The organism is Enterococcus dispar ATCC 51266 (genome assembly GCF_000406945.1).
GTDB lineage: Bacteria > Bacillota > Bacilli > Lactobacillales > Enterococcaceae > Enterococcus_C > Enterococcus_C dispar.
Genome location: NZ_KE136354.1, coordinates 112,911 through 134,016, shown reverse-complemented (window position 1 = coordinate 134,016; position 21,106 = coordinate 112,911). Strand labels below are relative to the sequence as shown.

Sequence of the window (21,106 nt, the reverse complement as noted above, 5' to 3'; positions counted from 1 at the left end):
CTAGCTGATTCCTTTTTACTAAGGACTCAGCTAGCTTTTATTTATTTCCGGATAAATAGAGTTTTATCACATTTTCTGCTAACAATGCAATATTTTGAAGAGTTACTTTTTTGGTCATAGCTTGTTTTAACGTAAGCGGTCTTGTTTGAATAGAAAAAACACCATCAAAATGATATTCAATCCCTGTAATATTTTCCGGGCGTGCACCACAAAACGCGACTACCGGAAGCTGATGTTTTCGTGCTAAGCGCGCTACGCCTAAAGGTACTTTACCTTGCGCGGTCTGTTCATCAAAACGACCTTCTCCGGTAATAACAAAATCACAAGTTGCCATTTTCTTATCTAAATCAAGCAGTTGGGCAATTGTGGCAAAACCCGGTTGTAACAGACCGCCTGCTAAGAGAATTCCCCCGCCAATCCCGCCTGCTGCTCCACTGCCTGAAAATTCATTCAGATCCATTTTTGTTTGAAATTTTTGTCGTACACCTTCTGCAGCCTGATCCATCTTTGCTAAAATTTCAGCATTCCCCCCTTTTTGCACGCCATAGATATAAGAAAAACCATTGGCTCCTGTATAAGGATTGGTAACGTCGGTTAGACCAATTAATTTTTTATTTTCTAAATTTGGCAATGCAATCTCTGCTAAATATTTTTCACCTAAACACAACGGATTTTCTAGAGGGATATCTTTTTTTGCCAGCGCTGCAAGTAATCCCAAACCACCATCGTTTACCCCGCTGCCCCCTAAAGAGACAAACACTTGGTTTGCTTCTTTGAAAGCCGCCAAAATTACTAAACCTAGTCCGTACGAGTGTGCTTTTTGAATCGTTTTTTGATTAGGAATGATTTGAGTTAAACCAAGGATTTGGGCAGATTCAATGATTGCCGTTTTGACGTGATTAATTTCTGTTAGCCAATACTTTCCTTTAATTGGTCGACCTAATAAATCAATCGTATCAATTTCTCTTATTTGCCCAGAAAATGCGGCAGCTAAAATAGCCAAGGTTCCTTCACCGCCGTCTGCAATGGGTACATTACATGAAGGAATTCCTAATTTTCCCAACACTTGACAGACTGTACTGTTTAATTCTTGAGAAGTTGCACTGCCTTTATATGAATCAATTGCTACACAAACTTTCATCCACTTCAACTCCTTATGCGCAGAACTCATTATTGCCCTTTTCTCTAATTGTAGGGAAAAGAATGGTTTAAGGCAAAAATTTAACGGTTTCATAGTGGATTGCCAATAGTGCAGCTCTTTATGCTAATGAAGTTACAATAGTCAAGGCATCAAAAAATACGAAGAAAAAAGCGCGTCATTTTCTTCGTATTCGATAAAATTATTTATTTTTTTAATGGCCAAAAATCAGCTGCTGTTCCTTGCTCCATCCCCATTAAAAATTTTTGTCGAACATCCGGATACGTTTTGGCGATGTTTTCAACAAAACCCTTGATTTCTTCTCGTTTTGTTTTCTTATCTGCAGGACAAGGATTAAAAACAATTGGAAGCTCTTCTCTTTTTACAAAGCGAATAATCTCTTGTTCTGGTATATATAGCAACGGACGAATCAAGGTAACTTCTGTTTTTGACAAATAACTTTTGGGTTCAAAACTATTTAACTTACCATGAAAAAGAAAGTTCATAAAATAAGTTTCAATTGCATCATCCAAATGATGTCCTAAAGCAACTTTGTTACAACCCAGTTCTCTGGCTTTATTGTATAAAATTCCCCGACGTAATTTCGCACATAAAGAGCAAGGAGATTGCTCTTTTCTAATATCAAAAACTACTTCAGCAATTTTGGTAGGAACAACTTCCAAGTCATAGCCTAGTCTTTGACAAAAGGCACGTAAAGGCTGCAAATCGACCCCTTCAAACCCCATATCCAAACTAATCGGCACGATTTCAAAAGAAAAGCCCAGACGTTGTTGTTTTGCAATCGTATCTAAAAAATAAAGTAGACTGCTGCTATCTTTGCCTCCGCTTAAACCAATCGCAACTTTATCGCCAGGTTCAATCAAAGTGTGATTTAAAATGGCGCGGCGAATTGGATTGTAATAAAGCTGATTGTCTTTTTTCTTAAAGCTCATAGTAACTCCCTCAAAATAATTAGTTAAAAAAATTAGTTTTTAAGCTGTACTGTTTCCCTGCTAAAATATCGTATTGAATCAAACGATAATCGTCATAAGTCGTTTTCGCATCGTCTGTTAATGTCAGATTCTTTTGCCATGTCCCTTGATTTAAATACATATTTTTTTCAAAAGCCGGCAAAGTATTCTCTAATTTTAAGACCATTTCATAATATGGGGTAACTTTAAGCCCTGCTTGAGATAACAAATTCGGTGCAAAATAAAAGGGACTGGTAATGACATCATGTTCCTTACTATTAGTCAATTTTCCTGCTGAATCAAAAATCAAAAATTGGGTTTCATGTAGCGTGGTCCCACTATTTGCCTTTTGAATTGCATCTGAATAGATTCCAGGCAAATGATCCCCCCAAAATACGATTAATGTCCGTCGCGGCAACTTCTTAACAGCCTCAGTAAAGTGCTGTAATGCTTCAGAACTATACGCAATATCTTGCAAATAATTGGCAATTACATTCGTGTTCCCATCAGCAGTTACTTGATAAGAAATGTTGTTATATTTCTCACCATAAGGCATATGTGTTTGCATCGTCACCAAGTGAACAAATTGCGGACTCTGATTCGCCTTTAAAATAGCCAAAATTTCATCATATGCAGATTCATCGGAAATATATGGGTTATTTTCAATTTTGTTACGATTCTTCATTGTATCCTGATCAAGAAAACGGTCAAAACCTAAAACATTGTAAACATCCTTACGTTTATACATTGAGGTATCATACGGATGAATAGCAGTAGTAGTATAACCCTGCTCTTTGGTTAACGATACTAAAGAGGGCAATTGCTTTAGCTTTGGTACTAAAAGCGTATAAGGCGTTGTCATCTGGGCATTTAACGGCTCCATACTAAAACTGGTCAGTGCTTCAAATTCTATATTGGCTGTCCCGCCACCATAATTTTGTGACAACATTTTGCCACTATACGTATTATTAGCGACAGCATAATAATCGGCTAGTGGCTCACCAGTATATTGCACCCCTTTTAAATGAGCCGGATCGGAAAAACTTTCTGACATCACATAAATAATATTGGGTTTTTCTTTGCTGCCGTCTACTCCTTGATATTTTTTGACGACAGAAGCAATTTTTTCTTCCGAATAATCCTTTGGTTTTGCCATTGCTTCAACTCTTAAATTATATAAAAATCCCCCGACAAAACCGACATTATAATAATTCATCTTCTGGGAGTATGGAATCCAAAGAGCGGTTTTGTTATAGGCTTTTCGCAATAAGTTCTCATTGGAATTAAAATGACTAGCATAAACTAAAAAAAATAGACTCAACAAAAAGATAACGCCGCGAAAAATTTGCCCATTGCGAGATAGTTTACGACTACGATAAATACTATAGCCTAAAGCCACGATTGCCAATAAAATGGCTACTACCGCTAAAATAAAGATAGGAGCTCCTACCATATCTTTTAAAACACCAAGTTGTCCTATCATCTTCAAATCATCGGGATAAATCGGTTCTTGCCGGGCTGTCATTTTTTGATAGTCAGCAAAGCCAAGTAAGCCAATCGCTACACTATAAAATAAACCTCCAAATAACAGTGACCCGGCGATAGCGGCAAAGACCCCATAGACTGCTAATAAAACCAAACTCCCTAAGAAAAATTTGGCAGTGTGCCAAGAAAAAGCAAATTTTAATACTAAATCCAAGGACAAATTATTTTGACACCACTGTAAATATAAATTACTCATTATAACCAATAAAAAAACTGCTACAACAGCCAAACTATATTTTAATTTTTTCATGATGAAACCTTCTATTCCTTATTTTTGTTGTCATTGTTTCAATAGCCTTTATTGTAGCGTTTTGCCTGAATACTGTAAAGAATCTCCAAAAAATTTAAAAAAGGACAAAAAAAAGAGGAACCAAACTGGTATCCTCTAGCCGTTGTTGACGGAGTCTTCCCCAAAACTCCACTTTCAGTATAAAATAAACTAAGTTATATAGCAAAAGCGAAAGAAGTATTTTAATTAAAAATTAATTTGAACGCCGCTACTCTTATTTTATTTCCAAAAGTCATCAAAAACTGTAATCGGCAAATGGCGCTTATGTTGGCCTTTTACCCACCAATTTTCAATTACTTCTTGTGATTTTTGAGAAATGGTTTTGCCTTCAAGATAATCATCAATTTCATCATAGCTGACACCTAGTGCGGCCTCATCAGCCACAAGGGGTTTATCATCTTCCAAATCTGCAGTTGGTACTTTTAGATATAAGGATTCTGGTGCCCCCAGTTCTTTTAAGAGCATTTTTCCTTGTCGCTTGTTTAACCGAAATAACGGTAAAATATCAGCGCCACCATCACCAAATTTAGTGAAAAAACCCGTGATATTCTCAGCAGCGTGATCCGTTCCAATTACTGCTCCACTATTGGTACCGGCAATAGCATATTGCGTAATCATACGTTGACGCGCTTTAATATTACCTTTATTGAAGTCTGAAATTGCAACATCAGCTTCTTCTAAAGCAGCTACCTGTCCATCAACAGCGGGTTTGATGTTCACCGCTAAAGAAACATCTGGCTGAATAAAGGCTAATGCTTTTTGTGCATCTGCTTCATCTGCTTGTGTGCCATAAGGCAAGCGCACAGCAATAAACTGATAATTTTCATTTGTTTCTTCTCGTAATTCGGTGATAGCCAGTTGGGCCAATCTTCCCGCCAAACTTGAATCTTGTCCGCCACTAATCCCAAGTACGAAAGATTTCAAAAAAGAATTTCGTTTTAAATAGTCTTTTAAAAAATCAACACTTACTCTAATCTCATTTTTAGGGTCAATGATCGGTTTTACACCTAATTCTTTAATAATCTCTTTTTGTAAAGACATTAAAAACGTCCCTCCTCTTTGGTCACTACTGCCACAGATTTTCGAACTTTTTCCATAATTGCCATTTTGTGATTCCAACAATCTGTCGAAAGATCGACCGGATATTGTTGGGGATTCAAATCCCGTTTGTATTCATCCCATAAAGAATCTAAACATTCATGGGCATAAGCTTTAATATGCGCCAAATCTGGCAAGTCATATACTAACTTACCTTCATGAAAGATTTCTTGGAGTACAGGACGGGCACTAAAATCACGAACAGTTTTATTAATAAAAGTGTGAACCGGATGAAACATAAAGATTTCATCTTCTTCTCTAGGATCTTCATCCCACAACGTAATATAATCCCCTTCAGATTTGCCGTCTTTGTTGCGGTTAATGCGCCAAACTTGTTTTTTACCTGGCGTTGTAACTTTTTCAGCATTTGAAGAGAGTTTTATTGTGTCCACCATTTTTCCATTATCATCTTCAATAGACACTAATTTGTAAACAGCACCTAACGCCGGTTGGTCATAGGCTGTAATTAATTTGGTCCCAACACCCCAAACGTCGATTTTCGCTTTTTGCATCTTTAAACTTAGGATTGTATTTTCGTCTAAATCATTTGAAGCATATACTTTTGCATTAGTAAAACCGGCTTCATCTAATTGTTCGCGAACTTTTTTAGAGATATAAGCCATATCACCAGAATCGATGCGGACACCTAAGAAATTAATTTTGTCTCCCATTTCTTTGGCAACTTTGATAGCAGCCGGTACACCTAATTTTAACGTGTCATAAGTATCCACTAAAAAGACACAATCTCGGTGGGTCTTAGCATAAGCCATGAAGGCATCATAATCATTACCGTAAGATTGAACTAAGGAATGAGCGTGAGTCCCGCTAGCAGGAATACCAAAAATTTTACCCGCCCGAACATTGCTGGTGGCATCCGCTCCACCGATAAAAGCAGCTCTGGTTCCCCAAAATGCAGCATCGACTTCTTGAGCACGTCTGGAACCAAACTCTAACAAAGGATCATCACCAATAACAGATTTAATTCGAGCCGCTTTCGTTGCAATTAAAGTCTGGAAATTCACCATATTTAATAGGGCCGTTTCAATTAATTGGGCTTGTGCCAAGGGACCTTCGATTTGTACGATTGGCTCATTACTAAAGACCAAATCGCCTTCTAATGCAGAACGAACCGTACAGCTAAACTTGAATTGGGTTAAGTAATCTAAGAATTCTTCTGGATACCCTGTGACATCTCTTAAATAAGCAATGTCACTTTCTGTAAAGTGCAGGTTTTCCAAATAGCGAACCAAGCGTTCTAAACCTGCAAAAATAGCATAGCCGGTTTTAAAAGGCATCTCGCGAAAATAGCACTCAAAAACAGCATGGCGGTCGGCACGACCTAATTCCCAATAAGTTTTCATCATATTCAATTGATATAAATCTGTATGCAGCGTCAAGCTGTCGTCAGGATATAATTTTTGCATCGGTTAATCTCCTCAAGATATTTTATGCCTACCATTATATCAAAAAATCATAAAAAGATAGGAAAATCGCACTTTTTATTAGCTTAACAAAAAAAGAGAAGTAAGCCAAAACCTTTTGACTCACTTCTTTCTGTCTTTTGTTCATATAATTTTTAAACTCCAAAAAGCATTTTTCCTATTTTGCGAAAGTGATGCTATTCTTTTGATATCGGATATTCCACTAAAATAATATCTTTGTGGGGCTTAGAAAATTTACTACCGGCTTCTTGCATCTTATGTTTGATGTTAACATCCACATGAACATCATGACGATCAACTTTTAAAAGACGATGGATAATGGTATCTACCTCTTCTTTGCGAATCTTTTTGCGATCATTAATTAAAATGAGCTGGATTTTGTCGTAAGTATCTGCATAAATCACTTGCGTACGATCTGCTGCATACAGTTTATAATATTTAAGAGCAGTCTTGCCAAAAATAAATTTGGTAATATTAGGATAAAAATTTTCTAAGTTCAAGTTTTTATTTACTGGCGTTTCGATTATTTTCATAACATCTTTCCTTTCAAATGAATTTAATTATGTGGTAACACGATTTTGTAAGCCTCCGCAAAAATAGTATAACATAAACACTTTTCAACTTTTGCTAAGAAAGTTTGTTTAAACCTTGAAAATTGGTAGAATTTTGAATTATGCTGCCTAAACGAGTCCGCGTTAGATGAATCCTGATTGTTTGTGTTTATCGTGATGCTCCTAAAAAACATCAAAGTATTGCGGAGAAAAGGCTTGACTTTGACGTTGCGTCAAACCTTATTCTATATGGGAGAAGTGAAATTGAATTACTGTAAGTAGGAGGCCCTTGTATGTACACAATTAACGAATTAGCAAAATTAGCCCATATTTCTAGCCGCACATTACGTTATTATGATCAAATTGGTTTATTAAAAGCCCAACGCAAACCAGACTCTGACTATCGCTTTTATGATGACGATGCTGTTAATGCATTACAGCAAATCCTATTTTTTAAAAGCTTTGGCTTTAGTTTGGCTAAAATCAAAGAGGCGATGAATTTATCACAACAAAAACGGCTAGCACTTTTAGAAGAACAGTATCAACTGCTTTTAGAGCAACAAGCGCAGTTGAATAAAATGATTCACACACTTTCTCAAACATTGGTTTATTACAAAGGAGGAAATCAAATGGAAAATAGGGAAAAATTTTCTGCTTTCAAAACAGAAAAAATTGCGGAAAATGAAGCGCACTATGGTAAAGAAATTCGGGAAAAATACGGCGATGAAATGGTTGCAACAGCAAATGAAAAGTGGGCTCATTTAACTTTTGTCCAATACGAGGAATTGCAAACAGCAGAACAAGAGCTATTTGCTAACTTAAAAATTTTAGCGCAAACCGAAAGAATTGATTTGGCAAGTGAAATTGCGCAAAAAGTTTTTCGTGCGCATAAAGCGTGGTTACAAATTGCAGCACCGTTTTACAATGCAGAATATCATCGGAATTTAGCAGATATGTATGTCTCAGATGAACGTTTTGCCGCTTATTATAACGATCGCGTAGAAGCTGACGTCGTGGATATTTTACATGATGTAATTTATTACTATACCACAGCGTAATAATCTTATCTCTTATGAAAAGCATATAATCGCTTTACCTACAAAAAAAGTGATGGTCACGGGACCATCACTTTTTATTTGATTAAATTACATCATGCCGCCCATGGCAGCTGGATCCATACCAGGAGCTGCTGAAGCAGATTGTGGTTCTGGTTTGTCAGCAACAACTGCTTCAGTTGTTAATAACAAAGCAGCAACAGAAGCTGCGTTTTGTAGAGCTGAACGCGCTACTTTGGTTGGGTCAACGATACCGGCTTCCACCATGTTTACCCATTCGCCATTAGCAGCGTTAAAGCCCATGCCAACTTCAGCATGTTTTAATTTATCGATAATAACAGAGCCTTCGTAACCAGCATTTTCAGCGATTTGACGAACTGGTTCTTCTAAAGCACGTTCCACGATTTTCACACCAGTTGCTACATCACCTTCGGCTTCAATCGCCACAACTTTAGCAATGACGTTAACTAATGCTGTACCACCACCAGAAACCATGCCTTCTTCCACTGCCGCACGAGTAGCATTTAAAGCATCTTCAATGCGTAGTTTCATTTCTTTTAATTCTGTTTCAGTTGGCGCACCAACTTTAATCACAGCAACACCACCAGCTAATTTTGCTAGACGTTCTTGTAATTTTTCACGATCAAAATCAGAAGTTGTTTCAGCGATTTGATTTTTGATTAATTGGACACGAGCAGCAATAGCATTTTTTTGCCCAGCCCCTTCGACGATTGTCGTATTATCTTTATCAACCACAACTTTACTTGCTTGACCTAAACTTTCGATTGTTGCATCTTTCAATTCAAGACCTAAATCGTCCGTAATCACAGTACCACCTGTTAAAACAGCAATATCTTCTAACATTGCTTTGCGACGATCACCAAAGCCTGGTGCTTTAACAGCAACAACATTGAAAGTACCGCGAATTTTATTTAATACAAGAGTTGGTAATGCTTCACCATCTACGTCATCAGCGATAATCAATAATGGTTTTGATTGTTGTAAAATTTGTTCCAACAATGGCAAGATATCTTGAATGTTAGAGATTTTTTTGTCTGTAATTAAAATATATGGATTATCTAAGACAGCTTCCATTTTGTCGTTGTCAGTTACCATATATTGTGACAAGTAACCACGGTCAAATTGCATACCTTCTACAACGTCTAGTTCTGTTTCAATCCCTTTTGATTCTTCAATTGTAATTACACCATCGTTCCCAACTTTTTCCATAGCGTCCGCAATGTAGTTACCTACTTGTTCGCTGCCGGAAGAAACAGCACCAACTTGTGCAATCGCTTCTTTTGAATCAACAATAGTAGAGATGTTGTGTAATTCTGCCACAGCAGTTTTTGTTGCTAATTCAATCCCACGGCGAATACCTAAAGGATTAGCACCCGCTGTTACGTTTTTGATTCCTTCACGCACAATTGCTTGGGTTAAAACAGTAGCAGTTGTTGTACCGTCACCGGCAATATCATTGGTTTTTGAGGCAACTTCAGAAACAAGTTTGGCACCCATATTCTCAAAATGATCTTCTAATTCTATTTCTTTAGCAATGGTTACACCATCATTAGTAATTAATGGTGAGCCATAAGATTTTTCTAAAACAACATTACGACCTTTAGGCCCTAAGGTTACTTTTACTGTATCAGCTAATTTATCTACACCACGCACCATAGCGGCACGAGCATCTTCTGCAAATTTAATATCTTTTGCCATCCTAAACACCTCATTCAAATTTTTTAATATAGTCGTGATTATTCTACGATTGCAATAATATCTTTCCCATTAACAATTAAATATTCTTGGCCGTCATATTTTACTTCTGAGCCAGCATATTTTTCAAACATTACTTGGTCGCCCACAGCAACTGGGATTGCGGCTTTTTCACCATTTTCTAAAACGCGGCCTTCGCCAACAGCCACGACAGTACCAGTTTGTGGTTTTTCTTGAGCTGCAGAGGCTAGAACAATTCCGCCTACAGATTTTTCTTCTTCTTTTGCGACTTCAATGATCACGCGATCACCTAATGGTTTTAACACGATAAATCCCTCCATCAATTTTCATGTATTAGCACTCTCTTATAACGAGTGCTAACCTACAAGAACTATATTACTCATTTTACCCATACATTGCAAGTTTTTTCCCTTGTTTTTTTATTGAAGAATTTTTGTCTATTTTCTGAAGTGATTGTCCTAAGAAAGCGATTCAGGTATACTTTTATTAGATAACTGGAGGATATGTCTGATGTCGCAAATTAAATACAGTTTTATGTCAATTTTATGTTACACTTTAGTCTTCTTAATTCCAGAAATAATTAATGGTGAAACGCTCTCTGCTAGTCTATCCTACTTGATTGGCACCGGTATTTTGATTTTTTTATATCAAAAAGGACAGCCTTTACCTTTTGAAACGCCTCGTCTTAATCAAAAATCCATCCTCACTTTTGGAGTGACTGGTATGCTGTTAACCATTCTATTGATTGGTATCGCGGGTTATGTCGAAACCTTTTTTAGTATCCAAAATAATTTCAACCGTAGTTTAAACATGATGGAAGTCATATGGCAACGACCTATTTTTGCAATTGTAGCAACTATTTGTGGCCCTATTATGGAAGAACTCGTATTTAGACGTGCTTGTATTGGCTTTTTTAGTGAATATTTTTCTTTACCACTTTCCATCTTACTTAGCTCTGCTGCTTTTGCTCTCGTTCATACAGATAGCGATATTTTGGTCTATTTTATTTTAGGTTGCTTCTTGTCTTTTGTTTATGTTAAAAGCGGTTCCCTAAAAACAGCAATTATTAGCCATTGTGGTGCGAATATTTTAGTATTAATTATTCAAGTACTTCGTTTTAAATCTTAATTTTTTTGTCTTCTTTTTTAGGAGGCTTTTTTTTAGCAAAAAAAGAAGCTTATCGTTAAAATAAGGATTGTAATGATTTTTTTATCTTGAAGGAGGCATTTTGATGAAAATTGGAATTATTGGCGCAACAGGTCATGTCGGCAGTCACCTTTTAAAAGCCGCATTAGCTGAGAATTATGATGTTACTGCAATCGTTCGTAGTCCTGACAAATTGTCAGTCTCTGTTCCAGTTATAAAAAAAGATCTTTTCGATTTAACAACAGCAGATTTAAATAATTTTGATGTAGTGATTGATGCTTTTAATGCGCCACGCGGAAAAGAAGAACTACATAAAAGTAGTTTGGTACACTTAGCAAATATTCTGAGTGGAACACCAGTTTGGCTCATTGTAGTAGGGGGAGCTTCTTCGCTATATTTAAGCGCCGAGCGCACCAAACGTCTGCTAGACACCATTCCAGAAAATTCTCCTATCCATCCAACTGCTGCAAATATGGCACAGTCATTAGCCGCATTAAAAGAAGTGCCTGACGTTATTTGGACTTACGTATCCCCGGCAGCTAACTTTATTTATGATGCTCCTTATACGGGCAAATATCAGATAAATAAAGATATTTTACAAAAAGATATGGCGGGTAAAAGTGAAGTCAGTATGGCAGATTATGCAAAAGGCGTGATGGATTTGATTGAAACCCCTCAGAAAAATGTTCATATAAGTATTGCTGGAAACAGTGAAAATTACTAAGTGTAATCTTGGAAAATTTTAAAAAAAATTGAATCCTATAAGAATAAAATCAGATCTCTCAATCCATTTAAGGTAAAACTTAGATGGATTTTTTATTTTTGGCTTATGAAAATAAGCCTGATTTTTTAAACAAAAAACCCCATTAAGCAATCCCAATCTTAATAGTTAGTTTTACAGTCTAACTTTTTAAGACAGTATTACTTAATGAGGAAACCATTTATTTATCTTTTTTTACGCAAATACGTAAAGAGATAAATTCCTGTTACGCTAACTATCACTATCAGACCTAATAAAATTCCAACAATATTAAATTTATCGCCTGTTTTTGGATAATAACCCTCTTTTGGTTTAGTAGGCTTATTAGGTTGTGTAGGTTTAGTTATAAGTTGGTTTTTCACCACAAGTTGGACTGCTTGAGGTGCACCGCGATGGTCTTTTGTAATTGTAAATTCAATTAAATTATCTACCAATTGATAATTTGTTGGAGCTTTGATTTCCTTGAAATAATACTTACCCGGTTCAAGGTTGGAAACAGTTAAAATTCCTTTGCTATTTGTTTTCAGTGAGTTTTGTAATACTTTTTTATCATCATTAAGCAATTGGAAATCTGCATTTTTCAATTTTTTATTTGAATTCGCTGCATCTACTTTTAGTAATTCCACTTCCCCTTGATAATTGACAAAATTATCGGAAGCTTTAACCATTTCTGGTTTGCCGGCCTCTTTGTCTGTAATGGTAAATTCCACTGGCGTTGTATTTAAGATATAACCGGTTGGTGCTTTCGTTTCAACAAACTGATATTTTCCGGGGGCCAAATTACTTGCAACGACTTTGCCATCACCATTGGATACCAAATCACTTTGAATGGCCTTTCCAGCAGTATCTTGCACTTCAAAGAGCGCACCGGCTAATGCTTTGTTGTCTGCATCATGTTTTATCAACTGCGCTTCACCTTGATAATTGATAAAATTATCAGAAGCAACCACAGTTTCAGGTCTGCCAACTGCCTTATCTGCAATACTAAATTTCGCAGGTGTTGTATTTAAAATATAGCCAGTCGGCGCTTTCGTTTCAATAAATTGATAATCCCCCGGAGCGAGATTACTTGCAGATACCGTACCATTTTCATCAGACATCAGACTATTTTGAATGACATTACCTTTCATATCTTGAACTTCAAAGATAGCCCGCGCCAATAATTTTCCAGAGGTTGCTTTTTTAATTAATTTTGCGGTTCCCTGATAATTTTCAAAATTTCCCAAATCTAAAGTTGCGGGTTTATCTTTTTGTGGATAGATAGTAAATTTATGCGTTGTTTCATCTAAGATATAGCCAGTCGGCGCTTTTATTTCTTTCAAAATATAATCATCCGCACTTAGACCTTTTGCATAAAATTCTCCCTCATTATCCGTTTTAAGAATCGTCTGACTATTACCGTCTTTATCAGTTGTGGTCAACGGTGTCCTAGTATCATTAGCTCTGAAAATTTGATACTCTGCACCTGCTAATTTTGTATCTCCACTTGTTTTTTTACCAGTAATCGCGGCCTGATAGTTAGCTAAATTAAGCTTCATCCCATTCACTTGTTTGCCGTCTACAACAAAGTTGTGACAATGGCAGGCTTTCCTTGTTTCAACAACTCATATTTTGCATTCCCTAACGCTCTGCCATCAGCGTCGATTTTTTAAAAATGTACACCTTCTTTATACAAGACCTTGTTTAGACTTTTCGTATTAAGAAAGATATAACCGGATCACAGTAAACACAAAAACACACTTGTGTATATACACAAGTGTGTTTTTGTCATTAATTAGTGAACTAAATTTCAATCTTATTGTAGCTGTATTCTAACGTAACAGTTCTACAACAATCATCCAATTTTCTACATAATTTAAATCGCAAATAATTCGCTAGCCTGATCCGGATCGGTATCATAAATTTTGAAATTATAATCCACACCTAAGTCATGTTCTTTTAAAACATTTTTCATCGTTAAATGAGCAAGTTCTTTCATATTGTTCTCTTTACTTAAGTGGCCTAAATAAATTCGTTTGGTATTATCGCCGATAATATCAGTCATAACTAAAGCCCCATCTTCATTTGACAAATGTCCGCGATCACCTAAAATCCGCTGTTTCAAACTCCAAGGATAAGGCCCCATGCGTAACATCTCTAAATCGTGATTACTTTCCACTAGATATGCATCTGCATCCCGGATAATTCCCCGGACATGATCGCTACAATACCCCGTATCAGTCAACATGACAAAAGATTTACCATCTTTGTGGAACCGATAAAATTGAGGAGCTGCAGCATCATGGGAAACACCAAAACTTTCAACATCCATGTCACCAAACGTTAATACTTTGCCCATTTCAAAAATATGCTTTTGGGCTACATCAATTTTTCCCAACATGCCATCCATCGCCTGCCACGTTCCTTCATTGGCATAAACGTCTAATCCATACTTTCTAGCCAGGACCCCGACACCATGAATATGATCTCGATGTTCATGGGTTACTAAAATGGCATCTAAATCAGCAGGATTTTTTCCAACCTCAGCCATTAGTGATGTAATCTTCTTACCAGAAAGACCGGCATCGACGAGTAGATGTTTTTTTTCACTTTCAATGTATAAAGAATTGCCAGAACTGCCACTGGCTAACACACTAATTTTTAAAGCAGCTTCTACCATCTGCTAGACTTCCCTTCAACTAAACTAAAGTATCCACTAAATAACGACACCTTCTAAACGTTTCTATTATACATACCTTAATTGGTATTTTCCACCTTTTGTAACGTATTATTGGTAATGATACGATTTGTAAAGGCATTAACCGTTTCTATTTGAATATTATTATTCCCATTTTCCACGGCAATTAGCCAAGCCGGTACATAAACGTTTTTCCCTCGAACTTGTAAAATCATCACATACGAGAGTTGTCGCCATAAAATCTTTGATTTTGCTGGCAGTTTATTATTGATATAAAGTGTGTTTACAGCATCTTTTTCACTGTACAGTGCCATCTTTTCCCGGAGTTTTTCAATCGCAGATAAATGGGTTTGCATGTATCGTGAAACACGTAGCAGTCCATCGTTTTCTTCTAAAACAATCTCCATTTTACTGGTATTGTCATAAAAAGGAATACCTTCAAAACTTTGCGCACAGATAATCTCAGGATATTCTGGATCTGTCAACGACTCATGGGGCAAGTATTGATACTCCCCGCCAAATAGAACTTCTTTTGTATCTTTCAAAAAAGAAGCCACGTTTTCTTTGGTTTCTTTGCCATCTTTAATATAAAAATTCGTGCTAGGAGTGTAGATGACCTGACTATGACCATCACCAGCAAAACTAACTTCATTATTAAAGGATCCGTTGTTTTTATTTTTTTCATTATTGATAGCATCATTCATATCGGTCGGTACAGCCGCCAGGTAATAACCTTCTTTTACTTCTGCGGAAAGTTTTCCCTTAATATCGATTTCATCTGCTTCTAAGCGTTGTTCAATATCAATTTTTTGATTGGTACTAGAAACATTACCTTCTTCATTACGGGCAGCATGATAGATACTAAACAAAAAGATATTCAGCCCCAGAAAAGCCAAGAAAAAGATCCATTCGATTTTTTTAAAATCCAATTAATCCGCCCCCGTTCCTTGCTGCAGTTTTGTAATAAGATCGTCATAAGAATACCATTGGCCATCATAACGAATGTACCACATCGGCACTAAATCAACGACACCGCTTGTCGAAGATAAGTCTTGACGACCATAAGCAATAACCAATGACTGAACAAGGCTTTGGTTCACACCCATATAAGTTAAATTTTCAATAATCGTATGGCTTGGTGGCAGTTCAACCGTTTCATCTGACGGAATCGGTACTTGAATTGCATTCATACTGGATAAGATCTGAACCGGTAATGTGCCATTATCTGTCTTATTTTCACTATTAACTTTCAAATTTACTTCACCTTGATAGGCATCACCAAAAACTGGATAACCTTCGACAAAAATCCGATAACTAATTTCATCTTTGTCGCGATCAAAATAGCGCAAGTTTCCTAAATTCGAGCCAAGACGCGCAATATAGCTGAAACTTTGTGAATAGATATCTCCTTCACCACCGCTTAAATCAATCTCACCTCTGAAGTCAATTAATTGCTTTTCTTCTTGGATACTCATATTTTCCGTACCATCGTATAAAACTAAATTACTTGTTTCCTCATTCATTTTTACATCTTGGGGATTGGAAAAAAAAGCATCCCGAAAAGTGGTATAAGATAAATTGGAGGCAATATAACTATAACGTTTTAATTTGACCGGATTTTGTGTATTGTATTGCATACTCGAAATCCGATTCTCTTCATTCATAATTAGCCAATTTTTCTCGTCAGCGTCTGTCATAAGCTGAGAAATTTTCATCTCATCAATTGTGATGGGCACTTCAATAATTTGATGTCGCCGCATATTGACAAAACGGATTTGGTGACTATCAAAATCAATTTGAGCTTTCGTAAAATGAACATCTTGTAATTTATCTAGTGTTAAGTCCAAATTAAACATCTCGGCGTACTCTTTCACAAGAAACGGACCAAAATAAGAAAGTTCCACGCCATGTTTAATATCCACATCAGCTAGAAAGTTTTCATCGTTATCATATGTTTTTTTCTCCGGCGTGCCAAAGCTAGCCTTATTTACTAAACTTTGAACATCTCCAATGAGGATATCAGAAGAAGTTTGCTTAATATTATCTTCACCATTCACCCAAACCAAACGTAATGGTAAAAAAATGTCCGTTGCTTTTCGGATATTTTGTGTGGTGCTCACGATACGTTCGGTATGTTTATCTGTTTGCAGACTGCTTCTAGCAGTTGGACTTAACCAAATCATATAAGAAAGATAAAAACTCAATATAATCAACGCAATTAAACCAATCCTGATAATGCGTTCTGATATTTTCATTCCCACCAATCCCCCTCATATGGTTCATAAGGCAGTGTAATAAAGAACGTTGAACCGCGCCCTTCTGTACTTTCAGCCCAGATACTACCCCCGTGCGCTTTAATAACTTCTTTTGAAATAGCCAACCCTAAACCTGTGCCCCCTTGTTTTCTAGCCCGTGCTTTATCCACACGGTAAAAACGATCAAAAACTTTTTGTAAATCTTTTTTGGGAATTCCAAGGCCTTGGTCTTGAATACTCAACGCAATATTATTATGGGTTTCCATCAGTCGCACCGTAATCGTCCCACCATCAGGAGAATATTTAATCGCATTGTTCATGATATTATCAATCACTTGCATCATTTTATCTGTGTCTACTTCGACCCACAATTCACGTTTGGTAAACTCGCGCCGAATAATATATTTTTTCTTTTGATCTTGCGCATTCACCATCATATCAAAACGGTCTAAAACGAAATCGACTAGTTCATTGAAATTAATATATTCCAGCTGCATATTATTTTTATCGTTATCCATCCGTGACAAATTCAATAGATCATTAATCATACGAATCATGCGGTCTGTTTCATCCAACGTTACTTTTAAAAAATTAGGTGCAATCTCTGGATCTTCCCATGCCCCTTCACTTAACGCTTCAATGTAACTTCGCATACTCGTTAAAGGCGTCCGTAGTTCATGAGAGACATTTGAAACAAACTCACGTCGCTCCTGCTCTGTTTTTTCTTGTTCGGTTACATCATGCATAACGGCAACTAATCCACTAATAAATCCAGACTCTCTGCGAATCATAGAAAAATCGGTCCGTAATATCAACTCACTACCATCTGGCGCTTCTCGTGGAATCAACATTTCATCAGGATTTTCCAATAATTTTCGCAACGTATAATCTTCTTCAATATCTAATAATTCTAAAATTGAATGGCCGACTGCTTCTTCACTCGTAACATTTAAAAGGTTTGTTGCCATTTCATTAATTGTAATTACTTTGCCGCGTCTATCTGTTGCAACAACCCCATCTGTCATATGGGAAAGAACACTGTCCAAACGGTTGCGTTCCGCTTCCATTGCTTCTTGTGTTTCTTCGATGCGATCGCCTAGTTGATTAAAAGTCTCCGCCAATTGTCCTAACTCATCTTTTCCATGGACAGCAACCTTACGACTGTAATCTCCTCTGGCAATACGCCGCGCTTGTTCGCGCATTTCCCCGATTGGTTGTGTAATCGAACGGGAAACTAAAACGGCTACGATAATCGAAATAGCAGCAGCAATAATAGAGGCAGTGACAAAAATTAATGCCGTATTTTGAATTTCTAAGTATTGTTTTTCAATATCGCTTTTAATGTAAACTGCCCCGATAATAGTGTCACCTGTAGGCGATTGAATGGGTTGAACATTGATATAGACCCGATTTCCCGTGGCATCATCAATTGCCATTTCCGTTTTCACTGCTAAATCATCAATATCGCGATAATCATTTTTCTTTCCTCTTGCACTACGATCTGAGACATTGGTAGTGGCGCGTACAATTCCTTTTTCATCCACAACACGAATTTCAATAATATCGCCACTCTTGTTGGTATCAATAATTCTTTGTATTGAAGCATCCGCTTCATCGGTATCTTTGCCTTCATCTTTACTTAATTCAGAACCTAATGTGCCAGCTAAACTGGCGGCTTGCCGATTCATGCCGGTGGTAAAACTTTCCACCGTTTTATTTTCCAATCCGCGAATAAAATACGCCCCGATAATCTCGATCGAAATAATTAAGATCAAGATAAATGCCAGGGCGATTTTAAAGTTCACTGATTGAAAAAAGCGAACTTTTTTATTCATTCCATTACTCCTGTTCCGGATTGCGCAAGTAATACCCTACGCCTCGTCTTGTAACTAAATAATTGGGATGGCTAGGATTGTCTTCGATTTTTTCTCGTAGACGTCGCACAGTTACGTCAACAGTACGAACGTCGCCAAAATAATCATAACCCCAAACAGTTTGTAATAAGTGTTCTCGGGTCATAACTTGACCTAAATGTTTGGCTAAATAATGTAAAAGCTCAAATTCTCGATGTGTTAATTCAATCGCCTCGCCGTTTTTCATTACCATGTAGGCTTCAGGCTGAATTGTTAAATCGCCAATTGAGAGTTCTGAATTTGGCGCTTCTTCTGCTTCTTTAGCTGCCGTAGAGCCTCGACGCAAGTTGGCTTTAACACGCGCCACCAATTCCCGGTTGGAAAATGGTTTTGTTACGTAATCATCTGCGCCTAACTCCAAGCCTAAAACTTTATCAATCTCGGAATCTTTAGCTGTTACCATAATAATTGGCATATCATAATTTTTTCGTACTTCGCGGGCTACTTCTAGCCCATCAATTTTTGGTAACATTAAATCCAATAAAATCAAATCCGGCTCGACTTCTTTTACTTTTTCGATAGCTTCTTCACCATCAAAAGCCGTGTAGACCTCGTATCCTTCTTTGGTTAAATTGAATTTGACGATATCTGAAATCGGTTTTTCATCGTCAACTACTAATATTTTCTTCATTAGAAGACACCTCTTTATGCTTCTTAAATTTGTCTCTACCATTATAACTCATTTTGGCAGGCATTTCATTAAATGGAAAATTTCCAGTCCTATCAACCTTTTAAAAACAAAAAGCTTAACAAAAGGACAAGAATTACGCAACTATAATATTTCTGTTAGTTACGTAATTCTTTGCTTGTTAAGCTACAAAATAATTATTTTTTTAATTAATCTAATGCTTGAATCCCAAATCCTAGTAAACCTGGGCCGGTATGAACAACCAATGCCGGAGAAATCTGACCAAAGAAAAATTCTTTAACTTGAGGAAATTCTTTTTTCAACACTTCCAACATCATTTTAGCTTCTTCCAACGCATCACCATGTGCGACAGCTAAGCGTACCTTTTGGTGATTACCTACTGCTTCTCGAATCAAACTTAAAGTTTTCTCAAGACTTTTCTTGCGTCCTCTGGCTTTGGCTACAGTGTAATAAATTCCTTCATCATTACAAGAAATAATCGGATTTAATTTTAAAGCATTGCCTAAAATGGACGCCACTAATCCAATGCGTCCACCTTTTTGCAAATATTCTAAAGTTGCCACATTAAAGTAAACTTTATTTTGTAAAACTTCTTTTTCTAATTGGGAAATTAATGCTTCAAAAGATAAGCCCGCTTGTAACAATTCGGCTGCCCGAATCGCTTGCAGACCTGCTCCAATCCCGATATTTTTCGTATCAAAAGCATAAGTGGTTAATCCTTCATAATGCTCACCCAAAAGGCGGACCGCATTATTTGTGCCACTTAAACCACTTGAAATCGTAATGGCCAGCACATGGGTATAGCCATCTGCTTTAATTTGGTCGAAAATTTTGTTAATCGTATCCCCATCAGGCAACGATGTCGAAGGAATTTCTTGGCGGAGCTTACGATAAATTTCATCTGGTGTAATATCCACTTTATCGGTATATTCCCGATCTTTGTATATAATTTTTAAAGGAATTGTGTACATATGATTGGCAACACTTATTTCTTCTGGTACATCTGTTCCTGAATCTACTAATAGCGCAATTTTTTCTTTAGTCATTTTTTTCTCCTTGTCGTACATAATCAATCTCACAACTAATCACTTTTTCGGCCAATATTTTATTAGCAAAAGCAATCGTTGCTGTGCGGGCAGCTAAATAGGCAAATGGAATTGGCTCAGTCGGATACGTTACACCTTCTCCTTTTGCTTGACGGGCAATCAAGTGGATCGCACTCTCCTGTTCCCGACAAAAAAAGTTATAGGCTTCGCGAATTCCGTCAGTACGGCCTTGAAAAACAATTGCTTCTTTAATTTCTGGAATTGTTAATACTTGTTTTAAGGTTGTAATAGCCAATAAAAAAGCAACATGCGTTCTGGTATAGCGTTTTTTTACAGGGGCTGGAACTAGTCCAAGTTTGACGTAATTATTCACCATTGATTTTGTTAAAAGAGGATGCTTGTCCCCAGTAGTAACAGGAGATAAGTATTGGTCTACCAATTGAATTACTTGATCCATATATAGTTCTAAGTCTGGTAATTGATCCCAACGAGGCAAATGGAATTCACTAATCGCTTCGCCCCATTTTTTTAAAGCTTCATTTTGAAGACTATCATTCATATTCATTACCCCACATAAATTTTATGACAATTATATAAAGTAGTTTTAAAAACTAGATAGAATATAACATATTTTACTCCACAAGACTAGCCAACTAAAGGAAATTTTTAGAAGTATGTTAGGAAACACAACTCAAAAAAATAATAAATAAAAAAAGACCTGTCGGCGGGGAACCGACAGGCAGGAGTAAAAATGAAAAAGTGTTAGGGTTTGTCTTAAAAAGACAGGTTATTGTTGGTACTCTTGTATACTAACGAGAATGTGTGAAAAAATTG

At 36.8% G+C, this 21,106-nt stretch carries 19 protein-coding genes; 3 read left to right on the top strand and 16 right to left on the bottom strand.

The window, feature by feature from the left end; genetic code table 11:
* Nucleotides 1-37 precede the first annotated feature (37 nt).
* The 6 genes from RK01_RS00600 to RK01_RS00575 form a co-directional block, all read right to left on the bottom strand.
* Nucleotides 38-1,141 (bottom strand): glycerate kinase family protein, encoded by a 1,104-nt coding sequence (locus RK01_RS00600; RefSeq protein WP_016171353.1) that lies wholly within the window; start codon nt 1,139-1,141, stop codon nt 38-40.
* A 203-nt stretch (nt 1,142-1,344) separates the two neighbouring features.
* Nucleotides 1,345-2,091 carry a tRNA 2-thiocytidine biosynthesis TtcA family protein gene (locus RK01_RS00595; protein WP_016171352.1) on the bottom strand — a complete coding sequence of 249 codons (747 nt, stop codon included), beginning with the start codon at nt 2,089-2,091 and terminating at the stop codon, nt 1,345-1,347.
* A gap of 19 nt (nt 2,092-2,110) precedes the next feature.
* A complete protein-coding gene (locus tag RK01_RS00590) occupies nt 2,111-3,904 on the bottom strand; it encodes a sulfatase-like hydrolase/transferase (RefSeq protein WP_016171351.1) in 1,794 nt (597 codons plus the stop codon).
* 258 nt (nt 3,905-4,162) lie between these two features.
* Nucleotides 4,163-4,984, bottom strand: coding sequence for an ammonia-dependent NAD(+) synthetase (gene nadE / locus RK01_RS00585; protein WP_016171350.1), 822 nt, complete (start codon nt 4,982-4,984; stop codon nt 4,163-4,165).
* Nucleotides 4,984-6,465 (bottom strand): nicotinate phosphoribosyltransferase, encoded by a 1,482-nt coding sequence (locus RK01_RS00580; RefSeq protein WP_016171349.1) that lies wholly within the window; start codon nt 6,463-6,465, stop codon nt 4,984-4,986. Before RK01_RS00580 ends, nadE begins: the two co-directional genes overlap by 1 nt.
* Nucleotides 6,466-6,659: 194 nt before the next feature.
* Nucleotides 6,660-7,016: a DUF1827 family protein gene (locus RK01_RS00575; RefSeq protein WP_016171348.1), complete on the bottom strand. Its 357-nt coding sequence runs from the start codon at nt 7,014-7,016 to the stop codon at nt 6,660-6,662.
* 311 nt (nt 7,017-7,327) lie between these two features.
* Here RK01_RS00575 and RK01_RS00570 point away from each other — a divergent pair, with 311 nt between their 5' ends.
* Entirely contained in the window at nt 7,328-8,092 is a 765-nt protein-coding gene (locus RK01_RS00570; RefSeq protein WP_016171347.1) for a MerR family transcriptional regulator, read from the top strand.
* 87 nt (nt 8,093-8,179) lie between these two features.
* On the opposite strand, the gene groL is transcribed toward RK01_RS00570, so the two are convergent.
* Together groL and groES are read right to left on the bottom strand one after the other, a co-directional pair.
* Entirely contained in the window at nt 8,180-9,808 is a 1,629-nt protein-coding gene (groL, locus tag RK01_RS00565; RefSeq protein ID WP_016171346.1) for a chaperonin GroEL, read from the bottom strand.
* A 38-nt stretch (nt 9,809-9,846) separates the two neighbouring features.
* A complete protein-coding gene (gene groES / locus RK01_RS00560) occupies nt 9,847-10,131 on the bottom strand; it encodes a co-chaperone GroES (RefSeq protein WP_016171345.1) in 285 nt (94 codons plus the stop codon).
* Between the two features lie 205 nt (nt 10,132-10,336).
* Between groES and RK01_RS00555 the strand changes: the two genes are divergently transcribed.
* Nucleotides 10,337-10,954, top strand: a complete 618-nt coding sequence (locus tag RK01_RS00555) for a CPBP family intramembrane glutamic endopeptidase (RefSeq protein ID WP_016171344.1) — start codon at nt 10,337-10,339, stop codon at nt 10,952-10,954.
* Nucleotides 10,955-11,057: 103 nt separating this feature from the next.
* A complete protein-coding gene (locus RK01_RS00550; protein ID WP_016171343.1) occupies nt 11,058-11,696 on the top strand; it encodes an NAD(P)-dependent oxidoreductase in 639 nt (212 codons plus the stop codon).
* A 221-nt stretch (nt 11,697-11,917) separates the two neighbouring features.
* Here RK01_RS00550 and RK01_RS00545 read toward each other — a convergent pair whose 3' ends face one another.
* The 8 genes from RK01_RS00545 to RK01_RS00510 all read right to left on the bottom strand — a co-directional run bounded on the left by RK01_RS00545 (nt 11,918) and on the right by RK01_RS00510 (nt 20,837).
* On the bottom strand, nt 11,918-13,270 hold the full coding sequence (locus RK01_RS00545; protein WP_016171342.1) for an MSCRAMM family protein: 1,353 nt from the start codon (nt 13,268-13,270) through the stop codon (nt 11,918-11,920).
* 317 nt (nt 13,271-13,587) lie between these two features.
* Nucleotides 13,588-14,391 carry an MBL fold metallo-hydrolase gene (locus RK01_RS00540; protein ID WP_016171341.1) on the bottom strand — a complete coding sequence of 268 codons (804 nt, stop codon included), beginning with the start codon at nt 14,389-14,391 and terminating at the stop codon, nt 13,588-13,590.
* A 77-nt stretch (nt 14,392-14,468) separates the two neighbouring features.
* Nucleotides 14,469-15,338, bottom strand: a complete 870-nt coding sequence (locus tag RK01_RS00535; protein ID WP_016171340.1) for a two-component system regulatory protein YycI — start codon at nt 15,336-15,338, stop codon at nt 14,469-14,471.
* Nucleotides 15,339-16,664, bottom strand: coding sequence for a YycH family regulatory protein (locus RK01_RS00530; RefSeq protein WP_016171339.1), 1,326 nt, complete (start codon nt 16,662-16,664; stop codon nt 15,339-15,341).
* Nucleotides 16,661-18,499 carry a cell wall metabolism sensor histidine kinase WalK gene (gene walK, locus RK01_RS00525; protein WP_016171338.1) on the bottom strand — a complete coding sequence of 613 codons (1,839 nt, stop codon included), beginning with the start codon at nt 18,497-18,499 and terminating at the stop codon, nt 16,661-16,663. Before walK ends, RK01_RS00530 begins: the two co-directional genes overlap by 4 nt.
* A 4-nt stretch (nt 18,500-18,503) precedes the next feature.
* The gene (gene yycF, locus RK01_RS00520) at nt 18,504-19,208 is read right to left on the bottom strand and encodes a response regulator YycF (RefSeq protein WP_016171337.1); all 705 of its coding nucleotides are present in this window, start codon (nt 19,206-19,208) and stop codon (nt 18,504-18,506) included.
* 206 nt (nt 19,209-19,414) lie between these two features.
* Entirely contained in the window at nt 19,415-20,272 is an 858-nt protein-coding gene (locus RK01_RS00515) for a DegV family protein (RefSeq protein ID WP_016171336.1), read from the bottom strand.
* Nucleotides 20,265-20,837 carry a DUF1836 domain-containing protein gene (locus RK01_RS00510; protein ID WP_016171335.1) on the bottom strand — a complete coding sequence of 191 codons (573 nt, stop codon included), beginning with the start codon at nt 20,835-20,837 and terminating at the stop codon, nt 20,265-20,267. Before RK01_RS00510 ends, RK01_RS00515 begins: the two co-directional genes overlap by 8 nt.
* Nucleotides 20,838-21,106: the final 269 nt, after the last annotated feature.